Annotated in this window: 19 protein-coding genes; 13 read left to right on the top strand and 6 right to left on the bottom strand. The window is 73.3% G+C overall.

The window, feature by feature from the left end; all coding sequences use genetic code 11:
* The first annotated feature begins 102 nt into the window (after positions 1–102).
* From ACWCPY_RS10990 to ACWCPY_RS10970, 5 genes are all read left to right on the top strand, one after another.
* Positions 103–987 (top strand): peptidase S1, encoded by an 885-nt coding sequence (locus ACWCPY_RS10990; protein WP_451264013.1) that lies wholly within the window; start codon positions 103–105, stop codon positions 985–987.
* A 147-nt stretch (positions 988–1,134) separates the two neighbouring features.
* A complete protein-coding gene (locus tag ACWCPY_RS10985) occupies positions 1,135–1,743 on the top strand; it encodes a GNAT family N-acetyltransferase (protein ID WP_451264012.1) in 609 nt (202 codons plus the stop codon).
* A gap of 342 nt (positions 1,744–2,085) precedes the next feature.
* A complete protein-coding gene (gene tdh / locus ACWCPY_RS10980) occupies positions 2,086–3,114 on the top strand; it encodes an L-threonine 3-dehydrogenase (RefSeq protein ID WP_451264011.1) in 1,029 nt (342 codons plus the stop codon).
* A gap of 51 nt (positions 3,115–3,165) precedes the next feature.
* Positions 3,166–4,359 (top strand): glycine C-acetyltransferase, encoded by a 1,194-nt coding sequence (locus tag ACWCPY_RS10975; protein WP_362447244.1) that lies wholly within the window; start codon positions 3,166–3,168, stop codon positions 4,357–4,359.
* 70 nt (positions 4,360–4,429) lie between these two features.
* Positions 4,430–5,362 (top strand): LysR family transcriptional regulator, encoded by a 933-nt coding sequence (locus ACWCPY_RS10970; protein WP_451264010.1) that lies wholly within the window; start codon positions 4,430–4,432, stop codon positions 5,360–5,362.
* A 19-nt stretch (positions 5,363–5,381) separates the two neighbouring features.
* Here the strand turns inward: ACWCPY_RS10970 and ACWCPY_RS10965 are convergent, their stop codons facing one another.
* Both ACWCPY_RS10965 and ACWCPY_RS10960 read right to left on the bottom strand, forming a co-directional pair.
* Complete coding sequence (locus ACWCPY_RS10965) at positions 5,382–8,003, bottom strand: ABC transporter permease (protein WP_451264009.1); 2,622 nt, start codon at positions 8,001–8,003, stop codon at positions 5,382–5,384.
* A complete protein-coding gene (locus ACWCPY_RS10960) occupies positions 8,000–8,716 on the bottom strand; it encodes an ABC transporter ATP-binding protein (RefSeq protein ID WP_451264008.1) in 717 nt (238 codons plus the stop codon). Before ACWCPY_RS10960 ends, ACWCPY_RS10965 begins: the two co-directional genes overlap by 4 nt.
* Before the next feature lie 163 nt (positions 8,717–8,879).
* Here ACWCPY_RS10960 and ACWCPY_RS10955 point away from each other — a divergent pair, with 163 nt between their 5' ends.
* The 4 genes from ACWCPY_RS10955 (at position 8,880) to ACWCPY_RS10940 (ending at position 12,711) form a co-directional block, all read left to right on the top strand.
* Positions 8,880–10,187, top strand: a complete 1,308-nt coding sequence (locus ACWCPY_RS10955) for a sensor domain-containing protein (RefSeq protein WP_451264007.1) — start codon at positions 8,880–8,882, stop codon at positions 10,185–10,187.
* On the top strand, positions 10,175–10,834 hold the full coding sequence (locus tag ACWCPY_RS10950) for a LuxR C-terminal-related transcriptional regulator (protein ID WP_451264006.1): 660 nt from the start codon (positions 10,175–10,177) through the stop codon (positions 10,832–10,834). Before ACWCPY_RS10955 ends, ACWCPY_RS10950 begins: the two co-directional genes overlap by 13 nt.
* A 27-nt stretch (positions 10,835–10,861) precedes the next feature.
* On the top strand, positions 10,862–11,512 hold the full coding sequence (locus ACWCPY_RS10945) for a nucleoside/nucleotide kinase family protein (RefSeq protein ID WP_451264005.1): 651 nt from the start codon (positions 10,862–10,864) through the stop codon (positions 11,510–11,512).
* 71 nt (positions 11,513–11,583) lie between these two features.
* Entirely contained in the window at positions 11,584–12,711 is a 1,128-nt protein-coding gene (locus ACWCPY_RS10940) for an aminopeptidase P family protein (RefSeq protein WP_451264004.1), read from the top strand.
* A gap of 46 nt (positions 12,712–12,757) precedes the next feature.
* On the opposite strand, the gene treZ is transcribed toward ACWCPY_RS10940, so the two are convergent.
* Positions 12,758–14,548 (bottom strand): malto-oligosyltrehalose trehalohydrolase, encoded by a 1,791-nt coding sequence (treZ, locus tag ACWCPY_RS10935; RefSeq protein ID WP_451264003.1) that lies wholly within the window; start codon positions 14,546–14,548, stop codon positions 12,758–12,760.
* A 169-nt stretch (positions 14,549–14,717) separates the two neighbouring features.
* On the opposite strand from treZ, the gene ACWCPY_RS10930 reads away from it, so the two are divergent.
* Positions 14,718–16,085, top strand: coding sequence for a GH1 family beta-glucosidase (locus ACWCPY_RS10930; protein ID WP_451264002.1), 1,368 nt, complete (start codon positions 14,718–14,720; stop codon positions 16,083–16,085).
* Between the two features lie 34 nt (positions 16,086–16,119).
* A complete protein-coding gene (locus ACWCPY_RS10925) occupies positions 16,120–17,250 on the top strand; it encodes an alpha-L-fucosidase (RefSeq protein WP_451264001.1) in 1,131 nt (376 codons plus the stop codon).
* On the opposite strand, the gene ACWCPY_RS10920 is transcribed toward ACWCPY_RS10925, so the two are convergent.
* Together ACWCPY_RS10920 and ACWCPY_RS10915 are read right to left on the bottom strand one after the other, a co-directional pair.
* Positions 17,222–18,133, bottom strand: a complete 912-nt coding sequence (locus ACWCPY_RS10920) for a GNAT family N-acetyltransferase (protein ID WP_451264000.1) — start codon at positions 18,131–18,133, stop codon at positions 17,222–17,224. The two genes, ACWCPY_RS10925 and ACWCPY_RS10920, sit on opposite strands and share 29 nt — an antisense overlap.
* Before the next feature lie 179 nt (positions 18,134–18,312).
* On the bottom strand, positions 18,313–19,266 hold the full coding sequence (locus tag ACWCPY_RS10915) for a GNAT family N-acetyltransferase (protein WP_451263999.1): 954 nt from the start codon (positions 19,264–19,266) through the stop codon (positions 18,313–18,315).
* 185 nt (positions 19,267–19,451) lie between these two features.
* Between ACWCPY_RS10915 and ACWCPY_RS10910 the strand changes: the two genes are divergently transcribed.
* Complete coding sequence (locus ACWCPY_RS10910; protein ID WP_451263998.1) at positions 19,452–20,018, top strand: DUF1707 and FHA domain-containing protein; 567 nt, start codon at positions 19,452–19,454, stop codon at positions 20,016–20,018.
* Positions 20,019–20,044: 26 nt separating this feature from the next.
* Here ACWCPY_RS10910 and lpdA read toward each other — a convergent pair whose 3' ends face one another.
* Positions 20,045–21,496, bottom strand: coding sequence for a dihydrolipoyl dehydrogenase (gene lpdA, locus ACWCPY_RS10905; RefSeq protein WP_451263997.1), 1,452 nt, complete (start codon positions 21,494–21,496; stop codon positions 20,045–20,047).
* Positions 21,497–21,595: 99 nt separating this feature from the next.
* Between lpdA and ACWCPY_RS10900 the strand changes: the two genes are divergently transcribed.
* Positions 21,596–22,552: a LysR family transcriptional regulator gene (locus tag ACWCPY_RS10900; RefSeq protein ID WP_451263996.1), complete on the top strand. Its 957-nt coding sequence runs from the start codon at positions 21,596–21,598 to the stop codon at positions 22,550–22,552.
* The last annotated feature ends 44 nt before the right edge of the window (positions 22,553–22,596 follow it).

Raw genomic sequence — 22,596 nt, 5'->3', positions numbered from 1 at the left:
CGTGCGCCGGGCCGGTCGTTGAGCGTCATCGGATTGGTCAAATCCCCCGAGGGCGCCATTCGTTCCGGCCCAAGGGTCCATCTGCGCAGAGGAGTTACTCCATTGAAGCTCAAGACTCTCTCCGCGGCGGCGGCCGTCCTGGCGCTGGCCGGTCTCGCCGGGACGTCCCCGGCCGGTGCGGTGCCCGGCACGGTCTCCGGAGACGGCGGCAACCGCATCGGCACCCTGCGGGTCAATGGCGACGCCTATGTGAAGGAGGGCGGCCTCAGCGCCACCTGGGTCAAGGAGTCGGGAAGCGTCAAGCAGATCACCCTCTCCGGCAACCGCATCGGCGTCCTCACCGGTGACGGTGTCGCCTGGGTGAAGGAGGGCGGCCTCAGCGCCACCTGGGTGAAGGAAGCCACCGACGTCAAGCAGATCGCCCTGTCCGGCAACCGCATCGGCGTCCTCAAGGACAACGGCGAGGCGTATGTGAAGGAGGGCGGGCTCAGCGCGACCTGGGTCAAGGAGTCCGACAAGGTCAAGGAGCTGGAACTCTCCGGCAACCGCATCGGTGTCGTCACCGGTGACGGTGTCGCCTGGGTGAAGGAGGGCGGCCTCAGCGCCTCCTGGGTACGGGAGTCGGACAACGTCATCGGCATCGACCTGGCCGGCGACCGCATCGGTGTCCTGGTCGGCAACGGTGTCGCGTGGGTGAAGGAGGGCGGGCTCAGCGCCTCCTGGGTGCGCGAGGCCGACGACGTCATCCAGCTCGAACTGTCCGGCAACCGCATCGGCGTCCTGAAGGACGACGGCAAGGCGTATGTGAAGGAGGGCGGGCTCAGCGCGACCTGGGTCCACGAGTACGACCAGGCCATCCGGATCGCCCTGTCCGGCAACCGCATCGGGGTGCTCAAGGGCGACGGCGACGCGCGGGTGAAGGAGGGCGGCCTCAGCGCCACCTGGGTCCTGGAGGCGGGCGACGTCACGGAGTTGGCGCTCTCCTGACCCGCCGTCCCCGCACATGACCCGTGCGATCCGCCGCGCCGCACACGGTGCCGCCCCAGGTGTGCGGCGCGGTGCCGCCCGGGAATGTCACCCCGCCCGGCAAAAATCGCTGGTCGGGAGGTGTGACGGTTCTGTAGAAAGGGGTGCATGAGCACTTCTTCCTCCGCACCGGCCGACCGTAGGACCTTCGTTCGTACCGCACTCGATCTGGGGGACGCGGTGCTGCGCCCCTGGAGCCGGGCGGACGCCGAATCGGAAACCCTGCTGGACGCGCTGGTGTCCGGCGCCGCCGATCCGGCGATCGCCCTCTGGAACCCCATGGCGACAGCCGACCGGGACGCGGCCCGCGTCTGGGTGGAGGCGCGTGACGGCGGGTGGGAGCGAGGCACGGCCGCCCCCTTCGCGATACTGGACGCCGTCGACGGCACCCTGCTGGGCTGCGTCAATCTGCGCTGGGTCGACCGCGCGGACGGGCTGGCGATGGCCGGCTACTGGCTGTTGCCCACCGCCCGTGGACGGGGCCTCGCGACCAGGGCGGTCGCGGTGGTGACGAACTGGGGCTTCGCGACGGCCGACGCCCGCCGCATCGAGATCGCCCACGCCGTCGGCAACGAGGCGTCCTGCCGGGTGGCGGACCGCTGCGGCTACCTCCCCGAGGGCGTCCTGCGCGCCTCCTACCGCTTCGGCGACGGCGAGTACCACGACGAGCACCTGCACGCCCGGCTGGCCGACGATCCGCAGCCCGCCGGACTCTGACAGGGCGCCGGATGCCTGGGAACCCGCCGTCCCTCTCCCGCGGACGGGGTGCGCCCGGGGCGCCGCACCACGGTCTGAGCCGGCCCCTTCGTGCGCCGGACGGGGGAACCGTGCCGATGGCATGAAGCGGATCTTCGGGCGCGCTTAAGAAAACCTCGATGGACCTGTGGCGCGGGGTGCGGCAGATTTCTCCGTGACGGCCGAGGATGGTGCGCGGCAGCCGATCGACGCGCGCTGCCGATGTGTCCCGTCCCTCTCGATCCTCCCCGGGCCGCAGGCTTCCCCTTGGCATGCCCCCGGCCCGGGGTACTCAACGCCGCACCAGCGCAGGGAGCCACAGCCGTGAAGGCACTCGTGAAGCAGAAGGCCGAGCCCGGACTCTGGCTGATGGACGTGCCGGAGCCGGAGATCGGCCCCACGGACGTACTGATCAAGGTCCTCCGTACCGGCATCTGCGGCACCGATCTGCACATCCGCAACTACGACGGCTGGGCGCAGCAGGCCGTACGCACCCCCCTCGTCCTCGGGCACGAGTTCGTCGGCGAGGTCGCGCGGACCGGCGCCGACGTCGTCGACATCAACGTCGGCGACCTGGTCAGCGGCGAGGGCCACCTGGTCTGCGGCAAGTGCCGCAACTGCCTGGCCGGCCGCCGTCACCTGTGCCGCTCCACGGTCGGCCTCGGCGTCGGCCGGGACGGGGCCTTCGCCGAGTACGTCGCCCTGCCCGCGTCCAACGTCTGGGTGCACCGGGTCCCCGTCGACCTCGACGTCGCCGCGATCTTCGACCCGTTCGGCAACGCGGTGCACACCGCGCTGTCGTTCCCGCTGGTCGGTGAGGACGTATTGATCACCGGTGCCGGGCCGATCGGCATCATGGCCGCGGCCGTCGCCAAGCACGCCGGTGCCCGCAACGTCGTCATCACCGACGTCAGCGAGGCCCGCCTCGAACTGGCCCGGAAGGTCGGCGTCAGCCTCGCCCTGAACGTCGGCGAGGAGACCATCACCGAGGGCCAGAAGCGCCTCGGGCTGCGCGAGGGCTTCGACGTCGGCCTGGAGATGTCCGGCCGGCCCGAGGCGATGCGCGACATGATCGCGAACATGACGCACGGCGGCCGGATCGCCATGCTCGGACTGCCGTCCGAGGAGTTCGCCGTCGACTGGGCCCGCATCGTCACCTCGATGATCACCGTCAAGGGCATCTACGGCCGCGAGATGTACGAGACCTGGTACGCCATGTCCGTACTGCTGGAGGGCGGCCTCGACCTCGCCCCCGTGATCACCGGCCGGTACGGCTACCGCGACTTCGAGGCGGCCTTCGACGACGCGGCGAGCGGCCGCGGCGGCAAGGTCATCCTCGACTGGACCTCCTGACCCGACGCCTCCGAAGACGACGCCACCGTAGACAGCTGGGAGACACCCCTCATGTTCGACTCCGTACGCGACGACATGCGCACCACCCTCGAAGAGATCGAGGCCGCCGGACTGCACAAGCCCGAGCGCGTGATCGGCACCCCGCAGTCCGCGTCGGTCGCCGTCACCGCGGGCGGCCGCCCCGGTGAGGTGCTCAACTTCTGCGCCAACAACTACCTGGGCCTCGCCGATCACCCCGAGGTGATCGCCGCCGCCCACGAGGCGCTGGACCGCTGGGGCTACGGCATGGCCTCGGTCCGCTTCATCTGCGGCACCCAGGAGGTCCACAAGGAGCTGGAGCAGCGGCTCTCCACGTTCCTCGGCCAGGAGGACACGATCCTCTACTCCTCCTGCTTCGACGCCAACGGCGGTGTCTTCGAGACCGTCCTCGGCCCGGAGGACGCGGTGATCTCCGACGCCCTCAACCACGCCTCCATCATCGACGGCATCCGCCTCTCCAAGGCCAAGCGGTTCCGCTACGCCAACCGCGACATGGACGACCTGGAGAAGCAGCTCAAGGAGGCCTCCGGCGCCCGGCGCAGGCTCGTCGTCACCGACGGCGTCTTCTCCATGGACGGGTACGTCGCACCGCTGCGCGAGATCTGCGACCTGGCCGAGCGCTACGACGCCATGGTCATGGTCGACGACTCGCACGCCGTCGGCTTCGTCGGCCCCGGCGGCCGCGGTACGCCCGAGCTGCACGACGTGATGGACCGGGTCGACATCATCACCGGCACCCTCGGCAAGGCGCTCGGCGGCGCGTCCGGCGGCTATGTCGCGGCCCGCGCCGAGATCGTCGCACTGCTGCGCCAGCGCTCCCGCCCGTACCTCTTCTCCAACTCCCTCGCCCCGGTCATCGCGGCCGCCTCGCTCAAGGTCCTCGACCTGCTGGAGGCCGCAGGCGACCTGCGCGAGCAGCTCAACGCCAACACCGCGCTCTTCCGCACCCGGATGACCGAGGAGGGCTTCGACATCCTGCCCGGCGACCACGCCATCGCCCCCGTCATGATCGGGGACGCGGCGAAGGCAGGCCGGATGGCGGAGCTCCTCCTGGAGCGCGGTGTGTATGTGATCGGGTTCTCCTACCCGGTCGTCCCGCAGGGCGCGGCCCGTATCCGCGTCCAGCTCTCCGCCGCGCACTCCACGGCGGACGTGAACCGCGCCGTGGACGCGTTCGTCGACGCGCGGGCCGCGCTGGGGGAGTAGCCCCGGGTCCTGCAGGGGGAGCCCCGCCCGGGGGGTGGGGTTCCCTCCGTGACCTGGGACAATGGGTCACATGATCGATTCACGGCGGCTGCGCATCCTTCGTGCGGTGGCCGACCACCGTACGGTGACCGCCGCGGCCGCCGCGCTGTATCTCACCCCTTCCGCGGTCTCCCAGCAGCTCGCCGCCCTGGAGCAGGAGACCGGGCACCGGCTCGTCGAACGGGGCGCGCGCGGCGCCCGGCTCACCCCCGCCGGGGAGATCCTGCTCACCCACACCAACGCGGTGCTGGCCCAGCTGGAACGGGCCGAGGCGGAGCTCGCCGCCTACGACGCGGGGGAAGCGGGTACGGTCACCGTCGCCGCGTTCGCCACCGGCATCGGTCTGGTCCTCGCTCCCGCGATCGCCGAACTGACGCACACCGCGCCCGGCATCCGGGTCCGGGTCCAGGACGCCGAGGGCGACGCGAGCGTGCCGATGGTGCTCGACCGGCAGGTCGATGTGGCGGTCGCCGTCGAGTACCGGGGCGCCCCGGGCGAGGACGACCTGCGGCTGACCCGGGTGCCGCTGTACTCCGAGCCGTTCGACGCGGTGCTGCCGGTCGGGCACCGGCTGGCCGACCGGGCACAGGTGGCCATCGCCGATCTGGAGAAGGACGCGTGGATCGGCCCGTACCCCGGCAACCCCTGCCACGACGTGGTGGTCCTGTCCTGCGAGTTCGCCGGCTTCCAGCCGAGGCTGGCGCACTCCTCGGACGACTTCCGCGCGGTGGTCGCGCTGGCCGGGGCGGGCGCCGGGGTGGCGCTGGTGCCGCGGTCGGCGCTGCGCGGGATGGAGCTGGCGGGGGTGGTGGTGCGGCCGGTGGCGGGCAGTGCGCCGACCCGCCGGGTCTTCGCCGCGGTACGGCAGGGGGCGGAGGGGCATCCGCTGATCGCCCCGGTGCTCGACGCGCTGGCCGCCGCGGCGGCCCGGGAGGGGGCGCTGCCCCTGCCCGCGGCACCGTGACACCCCGGGGCGACCGCCCTCACGCCCGCCGCCCGCGGCCGGACCGGCCGCCGGACAGCCCCGGCCACAGCGTCCCCGCACCCGCCGCGACCGTCACGGCCAGGGCGAGCACCCCGTACCGCTCCGGTGGCAGATACGGCACCGAACCGGTCGCCGACACCGCGAACGCCACCAGCGGGACCGCCGCGACCAGCGTGCCGATCGCCAGCCCGGCCACCGCCACCAGCCCCGTCTCCAGCACCAGCATCCGCCGCACCTGACGGCGGCCCGCACCGATCGTCCGCAGCAGCCGGAACTCGGCGCGGCGGCCCACCGTGATCAGGGACAGCGTGCTGACCACGGCGAGCAGCGCGAAGCCGCCGATCACCCCGACACCGATGATGATCATCGCGTCGTCCTGGTCCGAGGACGTGGGTGCGATCCGTACGTCGTCGGCCGTCGCGGGCCGGACCCGCACCCCCTCGTACCGGGCGAGCGCACGCCGTACCGAAGCGGCGGCCGTGCCGTCCGTCGAGCGGACCAGGATCCGCTGGTCGCGAAGGGCCGGGACATGCCCCGCCAGCGCCTCGTGGGGCAGCATGAACTCGCCGAGCCCCAGCGCCCGTGCGTAGAGCGCCACCACACGGAGCCGTACCTCGGTGCCGTCGCCGAGACGGAGCTCCACCGTGTCGCCGGGGCCGATGTCGAGATCGTCGGCCCGGTCCTCGCCGACCGCCACCGTGCCCCTGCCGGTGAGGCCGGCCAGATCGCCCGCGGTGACCCGCGGATCGAGCGTGCCGGCCAGCTGGTCCGCCGTCACACCCAGCACCGGGAACCGGTCGAGCTTCGGATCGCCCATCTCCCGGTGGGCGAGGACGACGCCGGAGTGCAGCACTCCGGTCGCCGCCGCCACCCCCGGCGCCCCGCGCACGGCCCGGGCCGCACCGGCAGGCAGTCCGGCCGCCGGGCCCGTCACCACCAGATCGGCCCGGAGCGCGGCGGCGGCCTGCCGGTCGGCGGCCCGCTCCAGGGTCGAGGCCGCCGCGAGCTGTACGCAGACGAAGGCGACGACCAGCACGATCGGCGTGATCGCCGCACCGAGGCGCCGGTTGTGCGCGGCGGCGCCCCTGGCGGCGAGGAAGCCGGAGACCCCACCGGCGCGCCGCACCGGAGTGCCCAGGACCCGCATCGTCACCCGGGCGATCCACGGACCGAGCAGCGCCACGGAGATGATCAGCGAGGTCGCCGCACCCGACGCGGCCACCGCGGCGGCCTGCCCGCCCTGCGCCGTCGCCGCACCGGCCGCACTCACACCCGCCAGGGCCAGCACCGCTCCGCAGACCGTACGCACCCGTCCCGGCTCGCCCGGCTCGGGCGCACCGGCCGCGCCCAGTGCGGCGGCGGGCCGCAGCCCGGTGATGGACCTGGCCGCGAGGACCGACACCGGGCGGGCGGCGAGCGCGACGAGCGCGGCGGCCGCGGCCGCCGCGGCGAACGGCAGCCACACCGGTACCGGCAGCGGCAGCGGACCCGTCGTCAGGAGCGACCGCATCAGCAGCCCCAGCGGTACGGCACCGACCCCGCCCAGCAACGCCGCTCCACCGGCCACCCGGCTCACCTCACGGCCGACGGCCGACCTGAGCTGCCGGGGTGTCGCCCCGACGGCACGCAGCAGCGCCAGTTCACCGGAGCGCTGGTGGACGGCCTGGGAGAGCGTGGTGGCGATCACCAGGAGCGCCACCATGAAGACCGTCCCCGTGATGGAGGCGAGCAGCGGCAGCAGCTCGCCGCGGGCGCCGAGCGCGTCCGGATGCTCGGCCTGCCCGCGCTCCGGGCCGGTGAGCACCAGGACGTCGCGGTCGCCACGGGCCCGGTCGGGCAGCACCTTCTCCAGCGATGCCCGTAGCGCGTCCGTGGAGACGCCTTCCTCGGCGAGGACGCCGATCGCGTCGACCGTGCCGGGATGCCCGGCCAGGGCGGTGAGGCGCCCCTCGGTGAGGAAGACGGCGGGGGGACCGCCCGGGTGCCCGGTGCCGGCGACACCGCTGACGGTGTAGGGCCGGGGAGCCCCGTCGGCCTGCAGGGTCACCCGGTCACCGGTCCCGCTCCCGGTGGCCGCCGCCAGCGCGCCGTCGATGACCACCTCGGTGGCGGTCCTCGGCGCGTGGCCCTCCGTCAGCCGGTACGGGGTGAGCGCGGCGGCCGCCCAGGAACGGCCGGAGCCCGGTGCCGTGCCGCCCCCGCCGCCCACGGTCACCGCCACCGAATCGTCCGCGACGGCCTTCGCGACGCCGTGCGCGGCGGCCGCCCTCGCCACCACGGAGCGGTCCAGCCGCACCCGTTCCGGCAGGTACGCCGTCGCGGTCTGCGGTTTGCTGCCCCACGGCTTCGCCGTGTACGTCACCCGCTGGTCGGCCGCCAGCACCGCGTCGGCCCCCGCGTAACGCTCCACCGGCGGCTGCGCCAGCAGCAGCGAACCCACGACGAGAGCGAAGGCGCCGATCAGCGTGGCCGCCGCCGTCGTCGCCACGAACACCGCGCCCCAGGCCCGGCGGTGGGCCTTCAGCGACCGCCTGGCGAGGAACGCCGACGCCCGGCGGACACCGTGCCGCACACCCGGCCCGGGCCGTGCCGTGTCCTGGCTCGCCTTCCCCCCGCTCATCGCAGCCGGCCGCCGTCCATCGTCAGCACGGTGTCCGCCCAGCTCGCCGCCACCGGGTCATGGGTGACCATGACGACCGTACGGCCGTCGATCCGCACCGCGTCCCGCAGCAGGCCGAGCACCAGCGCCGCCGACTCCGGGTCCAGGGAGGCGGTCGGCTCGTCCGCGAAGATCACCTCGGGTCCGGTCACCAGTGCCCGTGCCACCGCGACCCGTTGCTGCTCGCCGCCGGAGAGCGTCGCCGGGCCCTGCGCGCCGCGCCCCGCCAGACCGACCCGGGCCAGCAGGTCCCGCCCCAGGGCCAGCACCCGCTCGTCCACCGGGTCGGCGCCGGCCAGCACCAGCGGCAGCACCACGTTCTCCTCGATGCTCAGCGAAGGCACCAGATTGAGGGCGTGCGACTGGAAGACGAAGCCGATCCGGTCCCGCCGCAACCGGGTCAGCGCGGCCTCCGAGAGCGCACCGAGATCGGTGTCCCCGATCCGTACCGTGCCCGAGGACGGACGGTCCAGCCCCGCCGCACACTGGAGGAACGTGCTCTTGCCCGACCCCGAAGGACCCACCACCGCGGTGAAGCTCCCGGCCGGGACCACGCAACTGACCGCGTCGAGCGCGGTCGTCTCCCGGCCGCTCCGGCCGTGGCGCCGGCTCACCGACTCCAGCCGCAGCGCGGACGATCGCACCGCTGTGATCGTGTCCACCGTTGCCTCCACCTTCCCTGCCCTGCCTGGCCCTTCTGACCTGGGTAAACGCTATGAATCCCGAGCCGCCCGCACGAGGGTGCGCGGTCCCGGAACGGGGGTGCAGCCAGCTCCACCCCGCCCCGGGGGAGGGCTCCACTCCGGCGGTGGGCGGACCCCCGTAACGTGATGCGTCATGAGCACCACTCCCGCCCCGCTGACGGCCGCCATCCGGCGTTCGTGGGACGCCTCGCGCTATCTGGCCATCGGTATCGCGGTCGCGCTGCTCGCCTATGTGAGCGCGTTCCTGGTGGTGGCGGTGCTGCTGTTCGCCGCCGTGATCATCGGACTGCCCGCGCTGCCGGAGGCCGCCAAGGTGCTGCGCCGCTTCGCGGAGTTCGAGCGGCGCAGGGCCGCGGCGCGGCTGGGCGTGCCGTTCACCCCGACGCGGTATCCGCCGCTGGACCACGGCGAACTGTCCGAGCGGGTACGGCGGGTGCTGGCCGATCCGACGGTCTGGCGCGACGTTCTCTGGCTTCCCCTCCAGGCGCTCATGGGCAACGCCATCGGCTACCTCGCGATGGTGCTGTGGCCGGTCGGACTCCTGGTGGACGGGGTCGCGCTGCCGGTCGTGCACCTGCTGGACCGGCGCGCCGCCGACGAGTACGGGACCCCGTTGCCCGAGCGGCAGGGGTGGGTGCTGCGCTGGCACGGCGTACTCGCGGACCTGTCGGCCGGCTGGACACGGTCGCTGCTCACCTCGTCGCCGTCGGCCGCGCTCGCCGAACGGATCGCCCAGCTGACCGAGAGCCGGGCCGGTGCGGTCGAGGCGCACGGCGCCGAACTGCGCCGCATCGAGCGCGATCTGCACGACGGCGCCCAGGCCAGGATCGTCGCGCTGTCGCTGCGCATCGGCCTCGCCAGACAGCTCCTGGACAGCGACCCGGCCGCCGCGCGCATCCGCCTGGACGAGGCGCAGGACGGCGCGGAGGCGGCCCTCGCGGAACTGCGGCACGTGGTGCGCGGCATCCATCCGCCGGTGCTGACGGACCGTGGACTGGCGGGCGCGGTACGGGCGCTGGCCGCCGACGCGGGCGTGCCCGTCACCGCCGAGCTGGAGGGCGTGGAGGACGGCCGGCGGCTTCCGGCCGCGATCGAGGCCGCCGCCTACTACGTCATCGCCGAGGCGCTCACCAACATCAGCAAACACAGCGGTGCGACAGCCGCGACCGTGCGCGTCGAACGTCCCCCCGGCACCCTGCGGGTGACCATCAGCGACAATGGGCACGGCGGCGCGGGCGAACGGCACGGCACCTCGGAGAAGCCCTCCACCGGTGGCGATCGCCCGGGCCCCCGGCCCACACGGGCGACGGACCGGGGTGGGTCCGGCAGCGGGCTGGTCGGCATCGGACGGCGGATCGCCGCGCTGGACGGCACCACCCGCATCAGCAGCCCCATCGGGGGGCCGACGGACATCGAAGTGGAGCTGCCGTGCGGATCGTGATCGCCGAGGACAACGCGCTGTTGCGGGAGGGCCTGATCCTCCTGCTCACCAGCTCGGGCCACGAGGTGGTGGCCGACGCGGCGACCGGCCCCGAGGTGCTGCCCGCCCTGCTGGAACACCGTCCGGACGCCGCCGTGCTCGATGTGCGGCTCCCGCCCAGCTTCCGCGACGAGGGGCTGCGCGCCGCGCTCGCCGCCCGCGCGGAGCTGCCCGAGCTGCCGATCCTGGTGCTCTCGCAGTACGTGGAGGAGACGTACGCCGCCGAGCTGCTCGCCCAGGGAGCGCAGGGCATCGGTTATCTCCTGAAGGACCGGATCGGCCGGGTCGACCAGTTCCTCCAGGCGCTGGACCGGGTGGCGGCCGGCGGCACGGCCCTCGACCCCGAGGTCGTGACCCAGCTGCTGACCCGCAAGTCGTCGGCCGAGCCGCTGCGGAGCCTCACCCCGCGCGAGCGCGAAGTGCTCGAACTGATGGCCCAGGGCAAGGCGAACGGCACCATCGCGGCCGAGCTCGTCGTGACCGAACGGGCGGTGAGCAAACACATCGGCTCGATCTTCGCCAAGCTCGGCCTGGAACCCGACGACGGAACGGTGCACCGACGGGTGCTTGCGGTGCTGGCGTATCTGGAGGGCAAGGGGGCGCGCTGACGCCCTCGGTCCGCGACAATGCCCCGCATGGACACCAGCGATCCGGCCGTCAGCGATCCCACCGGAGCGACGGCCCGGGCCCGCCGCCTCGCCGTCCCGGGCCACCGCCGCATCCTCGGCATCGCGGGGCCGCCCGGGGCCGGAAAGTCCACCCTGGCGGCGCGGCTCGTCGAAGCGCTCGGCGGTCTCGCCGTCCTCGTCCCCATGGACGGCTTCCACCTGGCCGGGGCCGAACTGGAACGGCTCGGCCGCGCCGCGCGCAAGGGCGCCCCCGACACCTTCGACGCCGCCGGGTACGCGGCCCTGCTCCGGCGCCTGCGCACACCGGAGGCGGGAACCACCGTGTACGCCCCCGCCTTCGACCGCGCCCTGGAGGAGCCGGTCGCCGGGTCCGTCGCCGTGCCCCCGGACATCCCCCTCGTGGTCACCGAGGGCAATTACCTGCTGCACGGCGAGGGCCCCTGGGCGGCCGTGCGCGGGCTGCTCGACGAGGTGTGGTTCCTGGAGGCCGACCCGGTCCTGCGGGTACGCCGGCTCGTCGAGCGGCATGTGCGGTTCGGGAAGCCGCGACCGTACGCCGAGCGGTGGGTGACGGAGTCCGACGAGGCCAACGCGCGCCTGGTCGAGCGCGGCCGGACCCACGCCGACCTCGTCGTGCGGCAGGGTCCGGAAGCCTGAGCCCCGCTCGCGTCGACCGGCCCGGACGGGCAGGATGCTGTGTGCCGTGTCGCGTCGCCAGGAGGTCCCGCATGTCCAGCCAGAGCCAGCCCGTACCGTTCACCGCCGACGACTACCGGGCCCGTATGACGCGCGCCGCCGAGACCGCCGCCGAGGCCGGGCTCGCGGGCGTCCTGGTCGCGCCCGGACCCGATCTCGTGTACCTCACCGGCTACCAGCCCGTGAACACCGAACGCCTCACCGTCCTCGTCCTCACGGCCGGTCAGGACCCGGTCCTCGTCGTCCCGACACTGGAGGCCCCGGACGCCGAGAAGGCCGTCGGCGCCCCGGCCCTCACCCTGCGGGACTGGACCGACGGCAAGGACCCCTACGCCGTCACCGCACCACTGCTCGACGGCGCGGGCCGCTTCGGGATCAGCGACAACGCCTGGGCGATGCATCTGCTCGGGCTGCAGCGCACCCTGCCGGGCACCTCGTACGTCTCCCTCACCGAGGCACTGCCGATGCTGCGCGCGGTGAAGGACGCCCATGAGCTGGAGCGGCTCGCGGCCGCCGGAGCCGCCGCCGACGCCACGTACGAGGAGATCCTCAAGGTGCGTTTCTCCGGCCGCAAGGAGACCGACATCGCCGCCGAACTGGCCGGACTCCTCAAGAAGTTCGGGCACTCCCAGGTCGACTTCACGGTCGTCGGCTCCGGCCCCAACGGCGCCAATCCGCACCACGAGGCCGGTGACCGCACCATCGAGCGGGGCGACATGGTCGTACTCGACTTCGGCGGCCTCAAGCACGGCTACGGCTCGGACACCTCCCGTACGGTCCACGTCGGCGAACCCACCGCCGAGGAGCAGCGGGTCCACGACATCGTGCGGGAGGCGCAGGAGGCGGGCTGCGAAGCGGTCCGGCCGGGCGTCGCCTGCCAGGAGATCGACCGCGCGGCCCGCGCGGTCATCACCGAGTTCGGCTACGGCGAACGCTTCATCCACCGCACCGGTCACGGCATCGGCGTCACCACCCACGAACCGCCCTACATGATCGAGGGCGAGGAGCAGCCGCTGGTGCCCGGGATGTGCTTCTCCGTGGAGCCGGGCATCTATCTGCCGGGCCGGTTCGGCGTGCGGATCGAGGACATCGTGACCGTGACCGAGGACGGGGGCCGGCGCCTCAACAGCACCGCGCGCGAGCTGGCGATCGTCGAGTAGCCGGACGCGGGGCGGGCACGGGGCGCGGCCCGCCCCGCCCGGCCTCTCAGCCGTCGGCCAGCACCACGCACGACTCCGGCGGCAGGTGCAGCAGCCCGTCGGAGCCCGGGGCCTCCACCGGTTCCCACGCCGCCACCACCCGGTCCCCGCCGCCCCGGCGCCGGCCGCCGCCCAGCGGGATCGTGGCCGGCTTCTCGCCGAGGTTGACCGCGATCCGCAGATCGCCCCTGCGGTACGCCAGCCAGCGCGCCTGCTCGTCGTGGGCGGTGCGCACCGACGCCAGGTCCGGGTCGTGGAGGTCGGGCAGGGCGCGGCGCAGCGCGATCAGCTCGCGGTACCAGGCGAGCAGGCGGGCCTGTGGCTCCTGCGACGGTTCGTCCCAGTCCAGACAGGAACGGTTCCGGGTGGCCGGGTCCTGCGGGTCGGGAACGTCGCCCGCCGCCCAGCCGTGTGCCGCGAACTCCCGCCGCCGGCCGCTGCGTACCGCCTCGGCGAGCTCCGGATCGGTGTGGTCGGTGAAGAACTGCCACGGGGTGCGCGCGCCCCACTCCTCGCCCATGAACAGCATCGGTGTGAAGGGCCCGGTCAGGACCAGGGCCGCGGCGCAGGCCAGCAGGCCGGGGGAGAGGGCGGCGGAGAGCCGGTCGCCCAGGGCCCGGTTGCCGATCTGGTCGTGGGTCTGCGCGTAGCCGACGAAGCGGTGGGCGGGCGTGCGGACGATGTCGACGGGGCGGCCGTGGGTGCGGCCCCGGAAGGCGGAGTACGTGCCGTTGTGGAAGAACGCGCTCGTCACGGTCTTGGCGAGGGCGGCCAGCGGAGCCTCGGCGAAGTCCGCGTAGTAGCCCTGGGACTCCCCGGTGAGCGCGGTGTGCAGGGCGTGATGGAAATCGTCGTTCCACTGGGCGTGCAGACCGATGCCGCCCGATTCGCGGGGGGTCGTGGTCCGCGGGTCGCAGAGGTCGGACTCGGCGATCAGCGGGAGCGGACGGCCCAGCTCGGCCGCGAGCGCGTCGGCCGCCGTGGACAGCTCCTCCAGGAAGGTCAGTGCCCGTCCGTCGACCAGGGCGTGGACCGCGTCGAGCCGCAGCCCGTCGAGCCGGTAGTCCCGCAGCCAGGCGAGCGCGCTGCCCAGCAGGAACGCCCGCACCTCGTCCGAACCGGGGGCGTCGAGATTGACCGCCGCACCCCACGGCGTGTGATGGGTGTCGGTGAAGTACGGGCCGAAGGCCGGGAGGTGATTGCCGGACGGGCCGAGGTGGTTGTGGACCACGTCCAGGAGGACCGCGAGCCCGAGACCGTGTGCCGTGTCGACGAAGCGCTTGAGCCCCTCCGGCCCGCCGTACGGCTCGTGCACGGCCCAGAGCGACACCCCTTCGTACCCCCACCCGTGGGTGCCGGGGAACGGGCAGACCGGCATCAGCGACACATGGGTGACGCCGAGCCCGGCGAGATGGCCCAACCGGGCGGCCGCGGCGTCGAAGGTGCCCTCGTCGGTGAACGTACCGATGTGCAGCTCGTACAGGACGGCGCCCGGAAGCCCCCGGCCGGCCCAGTCGCTGCGCCATTCGAACAGCGAGTGGTCGACGACGGCGCTCTCGCCGTCCGGCCCGTCCGGCTGGCGGCGCGAACGCGGATCGGGCAACGCCCGCGGGCCGGCGCCGCCTCCCTCCCCGCCGTCGCCCCCGTCCAGGACGAAGCCGTAGCGGTCCCCGTCCGAGGCCTCCGCCTCGGCCGTCCACCAGCCGTCCCGCCCGGGATCACGCCCCATCGCCCGCAGCCCGCCCGACAGCCGCAGCCCGACCGAGTCCGCATCCGGTGCCCATACCTCGAACAGCATTGCAACGCTCCTCGTCTCCTCGCCCCGCGCCCCATCGTCGGCAGCAGCCGCGATCACCGGCCCACGACACTGGATCGAGCCCGTTACTGGCGATTAAGGTCTGGCTCTGATCATTGCCCCGCCAGGTTCCGCTCAATACGCACTCCCCCTTACGGCTGTGGAGGCCGAGATGACCGTGCCGTCGTTCCCGCCCGGCTTCCTCTGGGGAGCCTCCGCGTCCGCGTTCCAGACCGAGGGGGCGGCCGACACCGACGGCAAGGGCCCCTCCGGCTGGGACGCCTTCGCCGCACAGCCCGGACGGATCAAGGACGGCACCGACACCACCCGCGCAACCGGCTTCCACCAGCACTACCGCGAGGACGTCGCCCTGCTGGCCGGCCTCGGCGCCGACGCCTTCCGGTTCTCCGTCAGCTGGCCGCGCGTGGTGCCCGGCGGGAGCGGACCGGTCAACCCGCAGGGGCTCGACTTCTACGACCGCCTCGTCGACGAACTCTGCGCCCACGGCATCACCCCGGCCCCCACCCTCTACCACTGGGACACCCCGCTCCCGCTGGACGAGGAGGGCGGCTGGCTCAACCGGGACACCGCCTACCGCTTCGCCGAGTACGCGGGCATCGTCGCCGAGCGCCTCGCCGACCGCGTACCGATGTGGATCACCATCAACGAACCGGCCGAGGTGACGATGCTCGGCTACGCCCTCGGCGAGCACGCACCCGGCCGCGCCCTCCTCTTCGACGCCCTGCTCGCCGCCCACCACCAGCTCCTCGCCCACGGCCTGGCCGTGCGGGCCCTGCGCGGCGAGGGCGCGGACAACATCGGCATCGCCGTCTCGCACACCCCCGTCTGGACCGCCGGGGACCGCGACGAGGACCGCCTGGGCGCCCGGCTCTACGACACGATCACCAACTGGCTGTTCGCGGACCCGCTCCTCACCGGCCGCTACCCCGACGAGAACCTCGCCGCACTGATGCCGGGACCGGTCGAGGACGACCTGACGACCATCTCCGCCCCACTCGACTGGTACGGGGTCAACTACTACAGCCCCACCCTCGTCGGCGCCCCCGACGCCGGTGCCCAGGACACCTTCTCCGGCTTCCGGATGCCCGCCGAACTCCCCTTCGGCATCCGCGAGATAGAGGGCTACGAGAAGACCGACTTCGGCTGGCCCGTCGTCCCCGACGGCCTGCGCGAGACCCTCGTCCAGCTCCACCACCGCTTCGGCGACCGGCTCCCGCCGCTCTACATCACCGAGAACGGCTGCGCCGTCGACGAGCCCGCCGAGGACACCCGCCGCATCGCCTACCTCGAAGGGCACCTGCGGGCCCTGCGTACGGCCATCGACGCGGGCGTCGACGTACGCGGCTACTTCACCTGGTCGCTCACCGACAACGTCGAGTGGACCGAGGGCGCCAGCAAACGCTTCGGCCTGGTGCACATCGACTACGAGACTCTGCGCCGGACCCCCAAGGACTCGTACGCCTGGTACCGCGAGCTGATCCGCACGCAGAAGGCGGGGCGGTCCGGCACACCGGCCTGACGGACCGCCCACGGTGTGATCCATACTTCGCGGCATGGTTGCTTCATGGTGGACCCGGGCCGGACTGGGGATCTTCGTGCACTGGACGCCCGCCTCGGTACCGGGCTGGGCCCCGCCGTACGTCCCGGCGGACGAACTCCCCCTGGCCGGCCGCCGCGCGCCGCTCGGCTGGACGTCGTACGCCGAGTGGTACGAGAACGCGCTCCGGTTCCCCGGCAGCCCCGTCTCCGCCCACCACCGCGCGACCTACGGAGCCCGCCCCTACACCGCCTTCGGGGGCGACTTCAACGACGCCCTGGCGAGCTGGGACCCCACCGAGTGGGCCCGCGGCTTCCGCGCCGCGGGTGCCCGCTACGCCGTCCTCGTCACCAAGCACCACGACGGCTTCTGCCTCTGGCCCTCCGAGGCCGCCAACCCGCACCGCGCCCGCTGGCACACCACACGGGACGTCGTCGGTGAGTTCGCCGAAGCGGTACGGGCCGAGGGGCTGCGTTTCGGGGTCTACTACTCCGGCGGACTCGACTGGACCTTCGACGACCGCCCCATAGGAACGGGCGCGGACACCGTCTCGGCCGTACCGCGCGGCGGCTATCCCGCCTACGCGGGCGCCCAGATACGCGAACTGATCCGCCGCCACCGCCCCGACATCCTGTGGAACGACATCGCCTGGCCCGGCTCCCGCACCGATGTCCAGCGGATCGTCGAGTACTACCGCTTCGCCGTCCCGCACGGCGTCGTCAACGACCGGCTGTTCCCGTACGCACCGATGTGGCGCGCACTGCGGCTGCCCGGCGCCAAGGCCCTGTACGACAGCTGGGAACGCCGCACCGTCGCCCAGGGCGAGGGCTTCGTCCCGCGCCGGCCCCCGTACTACGACTTCCGCACCCCGGAATTCGCCCGTTACAGCGGCCCCGACCCGTACGAGATCACTCGCGGCATCGACCACAGCTTCGGCTACAACCGCAACTCCCCGCCCGAGGCGTACCTCGGCCGCGAGGCACTGGAGTCGCTGGTACGGGAGACGGCGGCCGACGGCGGCAACCTGCTGCTCAACGTGGGGCCGCGCGGCGAGGACGCGACGATCCCCGCCGAGCAGCGGCTCCGCCTGGAATGGCTGGCGGAACTCACCCGTGAAATCACACCAGATGGATGCGTTCCTGGTTGATGCGATGACCGGCCCGCGCGAACGCGGCCGCCATCGGCACATTGCCCCGGTCGGTGGCGCCCGCGATGAACCCGGCGCCCTCGGCCGCGAGGAAGTGCGTGCACTCCGCGAGCAGGTCGTACCCGTAGCCGTGACCCCGCTGTTCGGGCACGACGCCGATGAAGCCGATGCACGGCCCGGACGGGTTGTGGGCGGGCACCTGGATGCCCGCCAGCTCACCGTCGCGGGTGTACGCCAGCTGCCACCAGGAGCGCGGCGAGGGGCACCAGTGGAAGAAGTCGAGCTCCTCCCGCGCGGCCTGCTCCAGACCGCCGGGGCCCTCGATGGCCCGCCGGGCGTGGGCGTCCAGCGTGACGGAGTGGACCCGGCGCAGCACATCGAGGATCACCTCGTCGTCCGGCTCCGGCCGGAACTCCAGCCGCCCCGGCCGCTCGGGCAGGCCGAACTCCGGTGTCCACTCGTAGCGGTACCGCTCGACCAGCGGCTTCATCCCGGCCGCGCGGGCGGCGGAGATCCGGCCCTGCGCGGCGGCCCGGACATCGGGCCGCTCCCGCCAGTCGGCGGGCAGGATCAGTTCGTACTCGGCGTACAGCGGGGCGCGGCGCAGCAGTTCGGCGCCCGCCGCCTCCTCGCCGTCCGCGAAGTCGAACCAGTTGAGCAGCATCGGCTCGGTGTCGTGCGGCCCGGCCCACCAGGCGGCACGGGCCACCACGACACCGTCGCGCAGGGCGACCCAGGTCCACTCGGGGCGGTAGTCGCCGCCGTCGTCCGTGGTGGCGTAGTGGTGCCCGAACGCGGCGCGGCCGACGAGGTCACGGCCCGGCAGGGTGTGGAAAAGATGTGCGTCGCTCTCGGTGAGCGCGCGGATGACCAGATCGGTCATGGAACAGTCCTCCGGAAGAAGCGGTGCGCTCCCGGTCAGACCGAAACCGAAACCGCCCGGCGAACGGGACGGGAGCGCGGGAACACAGCAGTGGGTGTACGCACGGTTCTCGCCTCCTTCCTCGGTTCTCGGGCGGTGCCGTCACCTTAACCGTCGGCCCGCAGGACCGTCCACCGAATTCAGTCCCACACCATGTCGAAGGACCGCTCGAAGTTCACGTACCCGAGGCGCGCGAAGGACTCGGCCATCGGTACGTTGCCGAGGTCGGTGGCGGCCCGGATGCGCTCCACGCCCTCCTGCGCGGCCAGCACCCCGGTGCCCTCGGCGAGGATGTCGTCGATGTAGCCGCGGCCGCGCCGTGCGGGCAGCACACCGATGTACGCGATGATCGGGTTGTAGGCATTGCGCGCCGGGATCACGAACCCGACCGGTTCACCGTCCGGAAGCTCGGCGATCCGCCACCACTCGCGCGGAGTCCGGTACTTCGCCAGCTCCTCGTCGTAGTGCTTCTCGGCGGCCTCGCGGGCACCGAGCCCGGAGGCCAGGTCGGCCTGCCCGTGGGCGTCGAGGGTGCCCTCCATCACCGGTGTCATCAGCGCGAGGAGATCCTCGCGGCCGTCGACCGGGCGGAACCGGAGCCGGCCGCTGCCGGCGGGGACCGGCGTGCCGGCGCGCCACTCCAGACGGAGCCGCTCGACCAGCATCCGCGCACCGGAACGCTCCATGACCCGGATCCGGGCCTCGACGGCGTCACGGACGGCCGGGTCCTCGCGCCAGTCGGCCGGTACGAAGCGCCCGTACTCGGGCCGCGGGGTGCCGGCCGGTACGACCGCGGCCGTTGCCGTCTCCAGCAGCTCCAGGCCGACCGCGCCGCGTTCGGGATCGGGCAGGGTGTCGTCCAGGTCGAAGAAATCGAGGAGCAGCGGCTTTTCCCCGTCCAGGCTCCACCACGCGATCCGCGCCACCAGGCGTTCGCCGCGCATCGCCACCCACATCCACTCGGGACGTCGACGCCCGCTCTCCAGGTCGTCGGCGAGCTCGTGATCGAGCGTGTACGACAGTCGGCGGAAGAGCCCGAGTTCCTCGGGACCGGCGAGCGGACGGACGGTCAGTTCCTGTGGTGCAAGGGTCACACAAGCTCCTCGGGTGTGCGCAGGCGTGTCTTCCGGCGGATACCGGGCAGCCCGCGGCGGGAGACAGTAGCAACGGATCCGCGGCCGTGCCGGGGACATTCGCGGCGGGGCGTTCCGCGCGGGCCCGGGGCGGGACACGGGTCCCTTCTGGACACTCCGGGGCGGTCGGACCGACAATTGGCGGCGTGACGTCCCCCTTCGAGTCCCACACATATTCCGTGCGGCTGTCCGACGCCCAGCGCGACCGTGTGCTCGGCGTACTCAGAGACGGCGCGGCACAGGGAAAGCTGTCCCACGACACCTTCATGCGGCGCATGGAACTGGCCCTCACCGCCCGGCGCTCCGAGGAACTGGACGCACTCACCGCCGACCTGGAGGGCGAGGGCCGCTGGTCACGGCGGATACTCCGGGTCGTGGGCGGGGTGTCCGGATTCCCCGGCCGGGTGCGCCGGGTCTGGCAGACCGAGCGGCTCCCGAAGCTCCTCCTCCCCACCCCCGGCCCGCACCCCCTGCTGATCGGCCGTGACCCCGGCAACGGTCTGCGGCTCAACCACGAGACCGTCTCCCGGATGCACGCCGAGCTCACCGTGCGGGGCGGCTGCTGGCTGCTGCGCGACCTCGGCTCGACCAACGGCACCTGTGTCAACGGCCAGCGGGTCACCGGCACGGTCCCGGTCCGCGACGGGGACCAGGTGAGCTTCGGACGGATGAGCTTCCGGCTCTCCGCGCCCGTCCTCCCGCCCCCGGACTGAGAGCCCACGCCCGGAGGCCGGCCGGTTCAGGGCCGCTGGTGCAGCCCGCGTCCGCCGAGGGTGAGGAAGACCTCGCCGACCGCTTCGGAGAGCGTCGGATGGGCGTGGATGTGACGGGCCACATCGGCCGGTTCGGCGTCCCAGCCGACGACGAGCTGACTCTCGGCGATCATCTCGGAGACATGCGGTCCGACGAGATGCACCCCGAGCACCCGGCCGCCGCGCTCGGTGACCACCTTCACCATGCCGCCCCGCCCGTGCACCATCCCCTTGGCCACCGCTGTCAGCGGCATACTGCCCACCGTGACGTCGTGCCCGGCGTTACGGGCCTCCGCCTCGGTCAGACCCACCGCGGCGGTCTGCGGGGACGAGTACGTGACGCGGGGGACGGCGGCGTAGTCCACCGCCGGTGAGGGCAGACCGGCCAGCGTCTCGGCGACCAGCAGCCCCTCCGCGAACGACGCGTGGGCCAGCCCGGGGGACGGCGGCGGCAGCAGATCGCCCACCACGTGGATGCCCGGCACCGGCGTTTCGAGACGTGACCAGTCGGCGGGCGCGACATGGCCCCGCTCGTCGGCGGCCAGCCCCGCCGCCGCGAGCCCCAGCCCCTCGGTCACCGGAGCCCGCCCCACCGCGACGAGCAGCCGCTGCGCCCGCACCGTCCGGATCTCGCCGCGCGAGGTGCGCAGGGCCGCGCGCACCCCGTCGTCCAGCATGCTCGCGTCCGTCAGCCGCGTCCCCGTGAGCACATCGATCCCGCGCTTCTTCAGACCGCGGGTCAGATGGCGCGACACATCGGCGTCCTCCAGCGGCACGAGCCGCTCCGCGGCCTCCACCAGGGTCACATCGGCGCCCATCGACCGGTGGAACGAGGCGTACTCGACGCCGATCGCCCCGCCGCCGAGCACCAGGACGGTCCGCGGCAGCCCCGGCGCGAACAGCGCGTCGTCGCTGGTGACCACCCGGTGCCCGTCCGCCTTCAGACCCGGCAGCATGCGCGGTCGCGAACCGGTCGCCAGGACGATGCCGCGGCGTGCCACGACCGTCCCGTGCCCGGTGACACGCGTGCTGCGCGGACCGGTCAACTCGGCGCTCCCGCGCACCACTCGGACCGCCGCGTGCGCGAGGTGGTCCTCCACGCCGCGGTGGTTGCGCGCCACGATGTCGTCCCGGGTGGCGACCAGGGCCGGCCAGTCCACCGAGTCCAGGGTCGCCTTCACCCCCCATCGTTCCCGGGCCTCCGCGATGCCGTCCACGAGTTCGGCGGCGTGCAGCATCGCCTTGCTGGGAATGCAGCCGCGGTGCAGACAGGTGCCGCCCACCTTGTCGCGCTCCACGAGGACCACGTCCAGACCGAGGGAAGCGGCCCGCAGGGCGGTGGAGTATCCGCCGGTGCCACCGCCGATCACCAGGACATCGGTCTCCGTACCGTTCTCACCCGTTGCCGTTGCCGTTGCCGTTGCCGCTGTCCGTGTCATGGCCTCAGCCTCCGGCCGGTGCTTGCCATGAGTCCAAGGCAATGTTTCTGTGGGACCGATGCACAGTCCTTATGGGTACGGACCACGGGGGAGAGCGCGATGAGCCTGCGGCAGATGGAGTACTTCCTCACGGCCGTCGAGGAGTCGTCGTTCACCCGGGCCGCCGAGCTCCTCCATGTCACCCAGCCCGCGCTCTCCCACCAGATCAAAGCCCTGGAGCGGGCCGTCGGCGGCGCCCTGCTCGAACGGCTGCCGCGCGGTGTGCGCCTGACCCCGATGGGGCGTGCCTTCCTGCCGCACGCCGAGCGTTCCGTACGCAGCGCGGAGCGGGCCACGCGGGCGGCGCGGGCCGCGGCGGGCGCGGAGGGCGGTGAACTGCACCTCGCGACGGTGCACGCGGTGGCCGTCGGCATCCTCCCGGACGTCTTCGCACGCTGGCGCCGGGCGCATCCCGGGGTGGGCCTGGTCCTCCACGAGTACGCCACCCCGGAAGCCCTGGAGGAACAGCTCGAACGCGGCACCGCCGACCTGGCCGTCGGTCCGCCGCCCGCGCACTGGCCGGGGCCGGTCGTCCCGGTCGGCGAGGAGGACATCGTCCTGGTGGTCCCCTTCGACGACCCGCTCGCCGGACGCACCTCGGTCCGCCTGCGGGAGCTGGCCGACCGGCCCTGGGTGCGCTGCGCGATGGAACCCGTGGTCCAGGGCCGGCCCTTCCTCGACCTGGCCTGCGGAGAGGCCGGCTTCACACCCCGTACGGCGGTGCGCACCGAACACACGTCGACGGCGGTGCGGATGGCGGCGGCCGGGGTCGGGGTCGCCACGGCACCGGCGCACGTGGTCCGGGGCGCGGTGGGTGAGGACTGCGCGGTCCTGGCCGTGGAACCTCCGTGGCGGCGCCGGCTGGCGGTCTTCTCCCGGGTCGAACTCACCGGGGCCGCCGCCGCGTTCACGGACCTGCTGGGGGCCTCCTGGCCGCTCCGCCCCCGGACGCCGGCGGACCGAGCCCCCGACCGGGCGCACCGCCGTCACCCGGACGGCCGTACGCCGGCTGCGTGACGCCGCCGGTGGTGGTCCGCTGGGGGAAACCGCGCCGCACACCG

The sequence above is a fragment of the Streptomyces sp. NPDC002403 genome (genome assembly GCF_053593015.1).
This window is presented reverse-complemented; position numbering and strand designations above follow the sequence as displayed.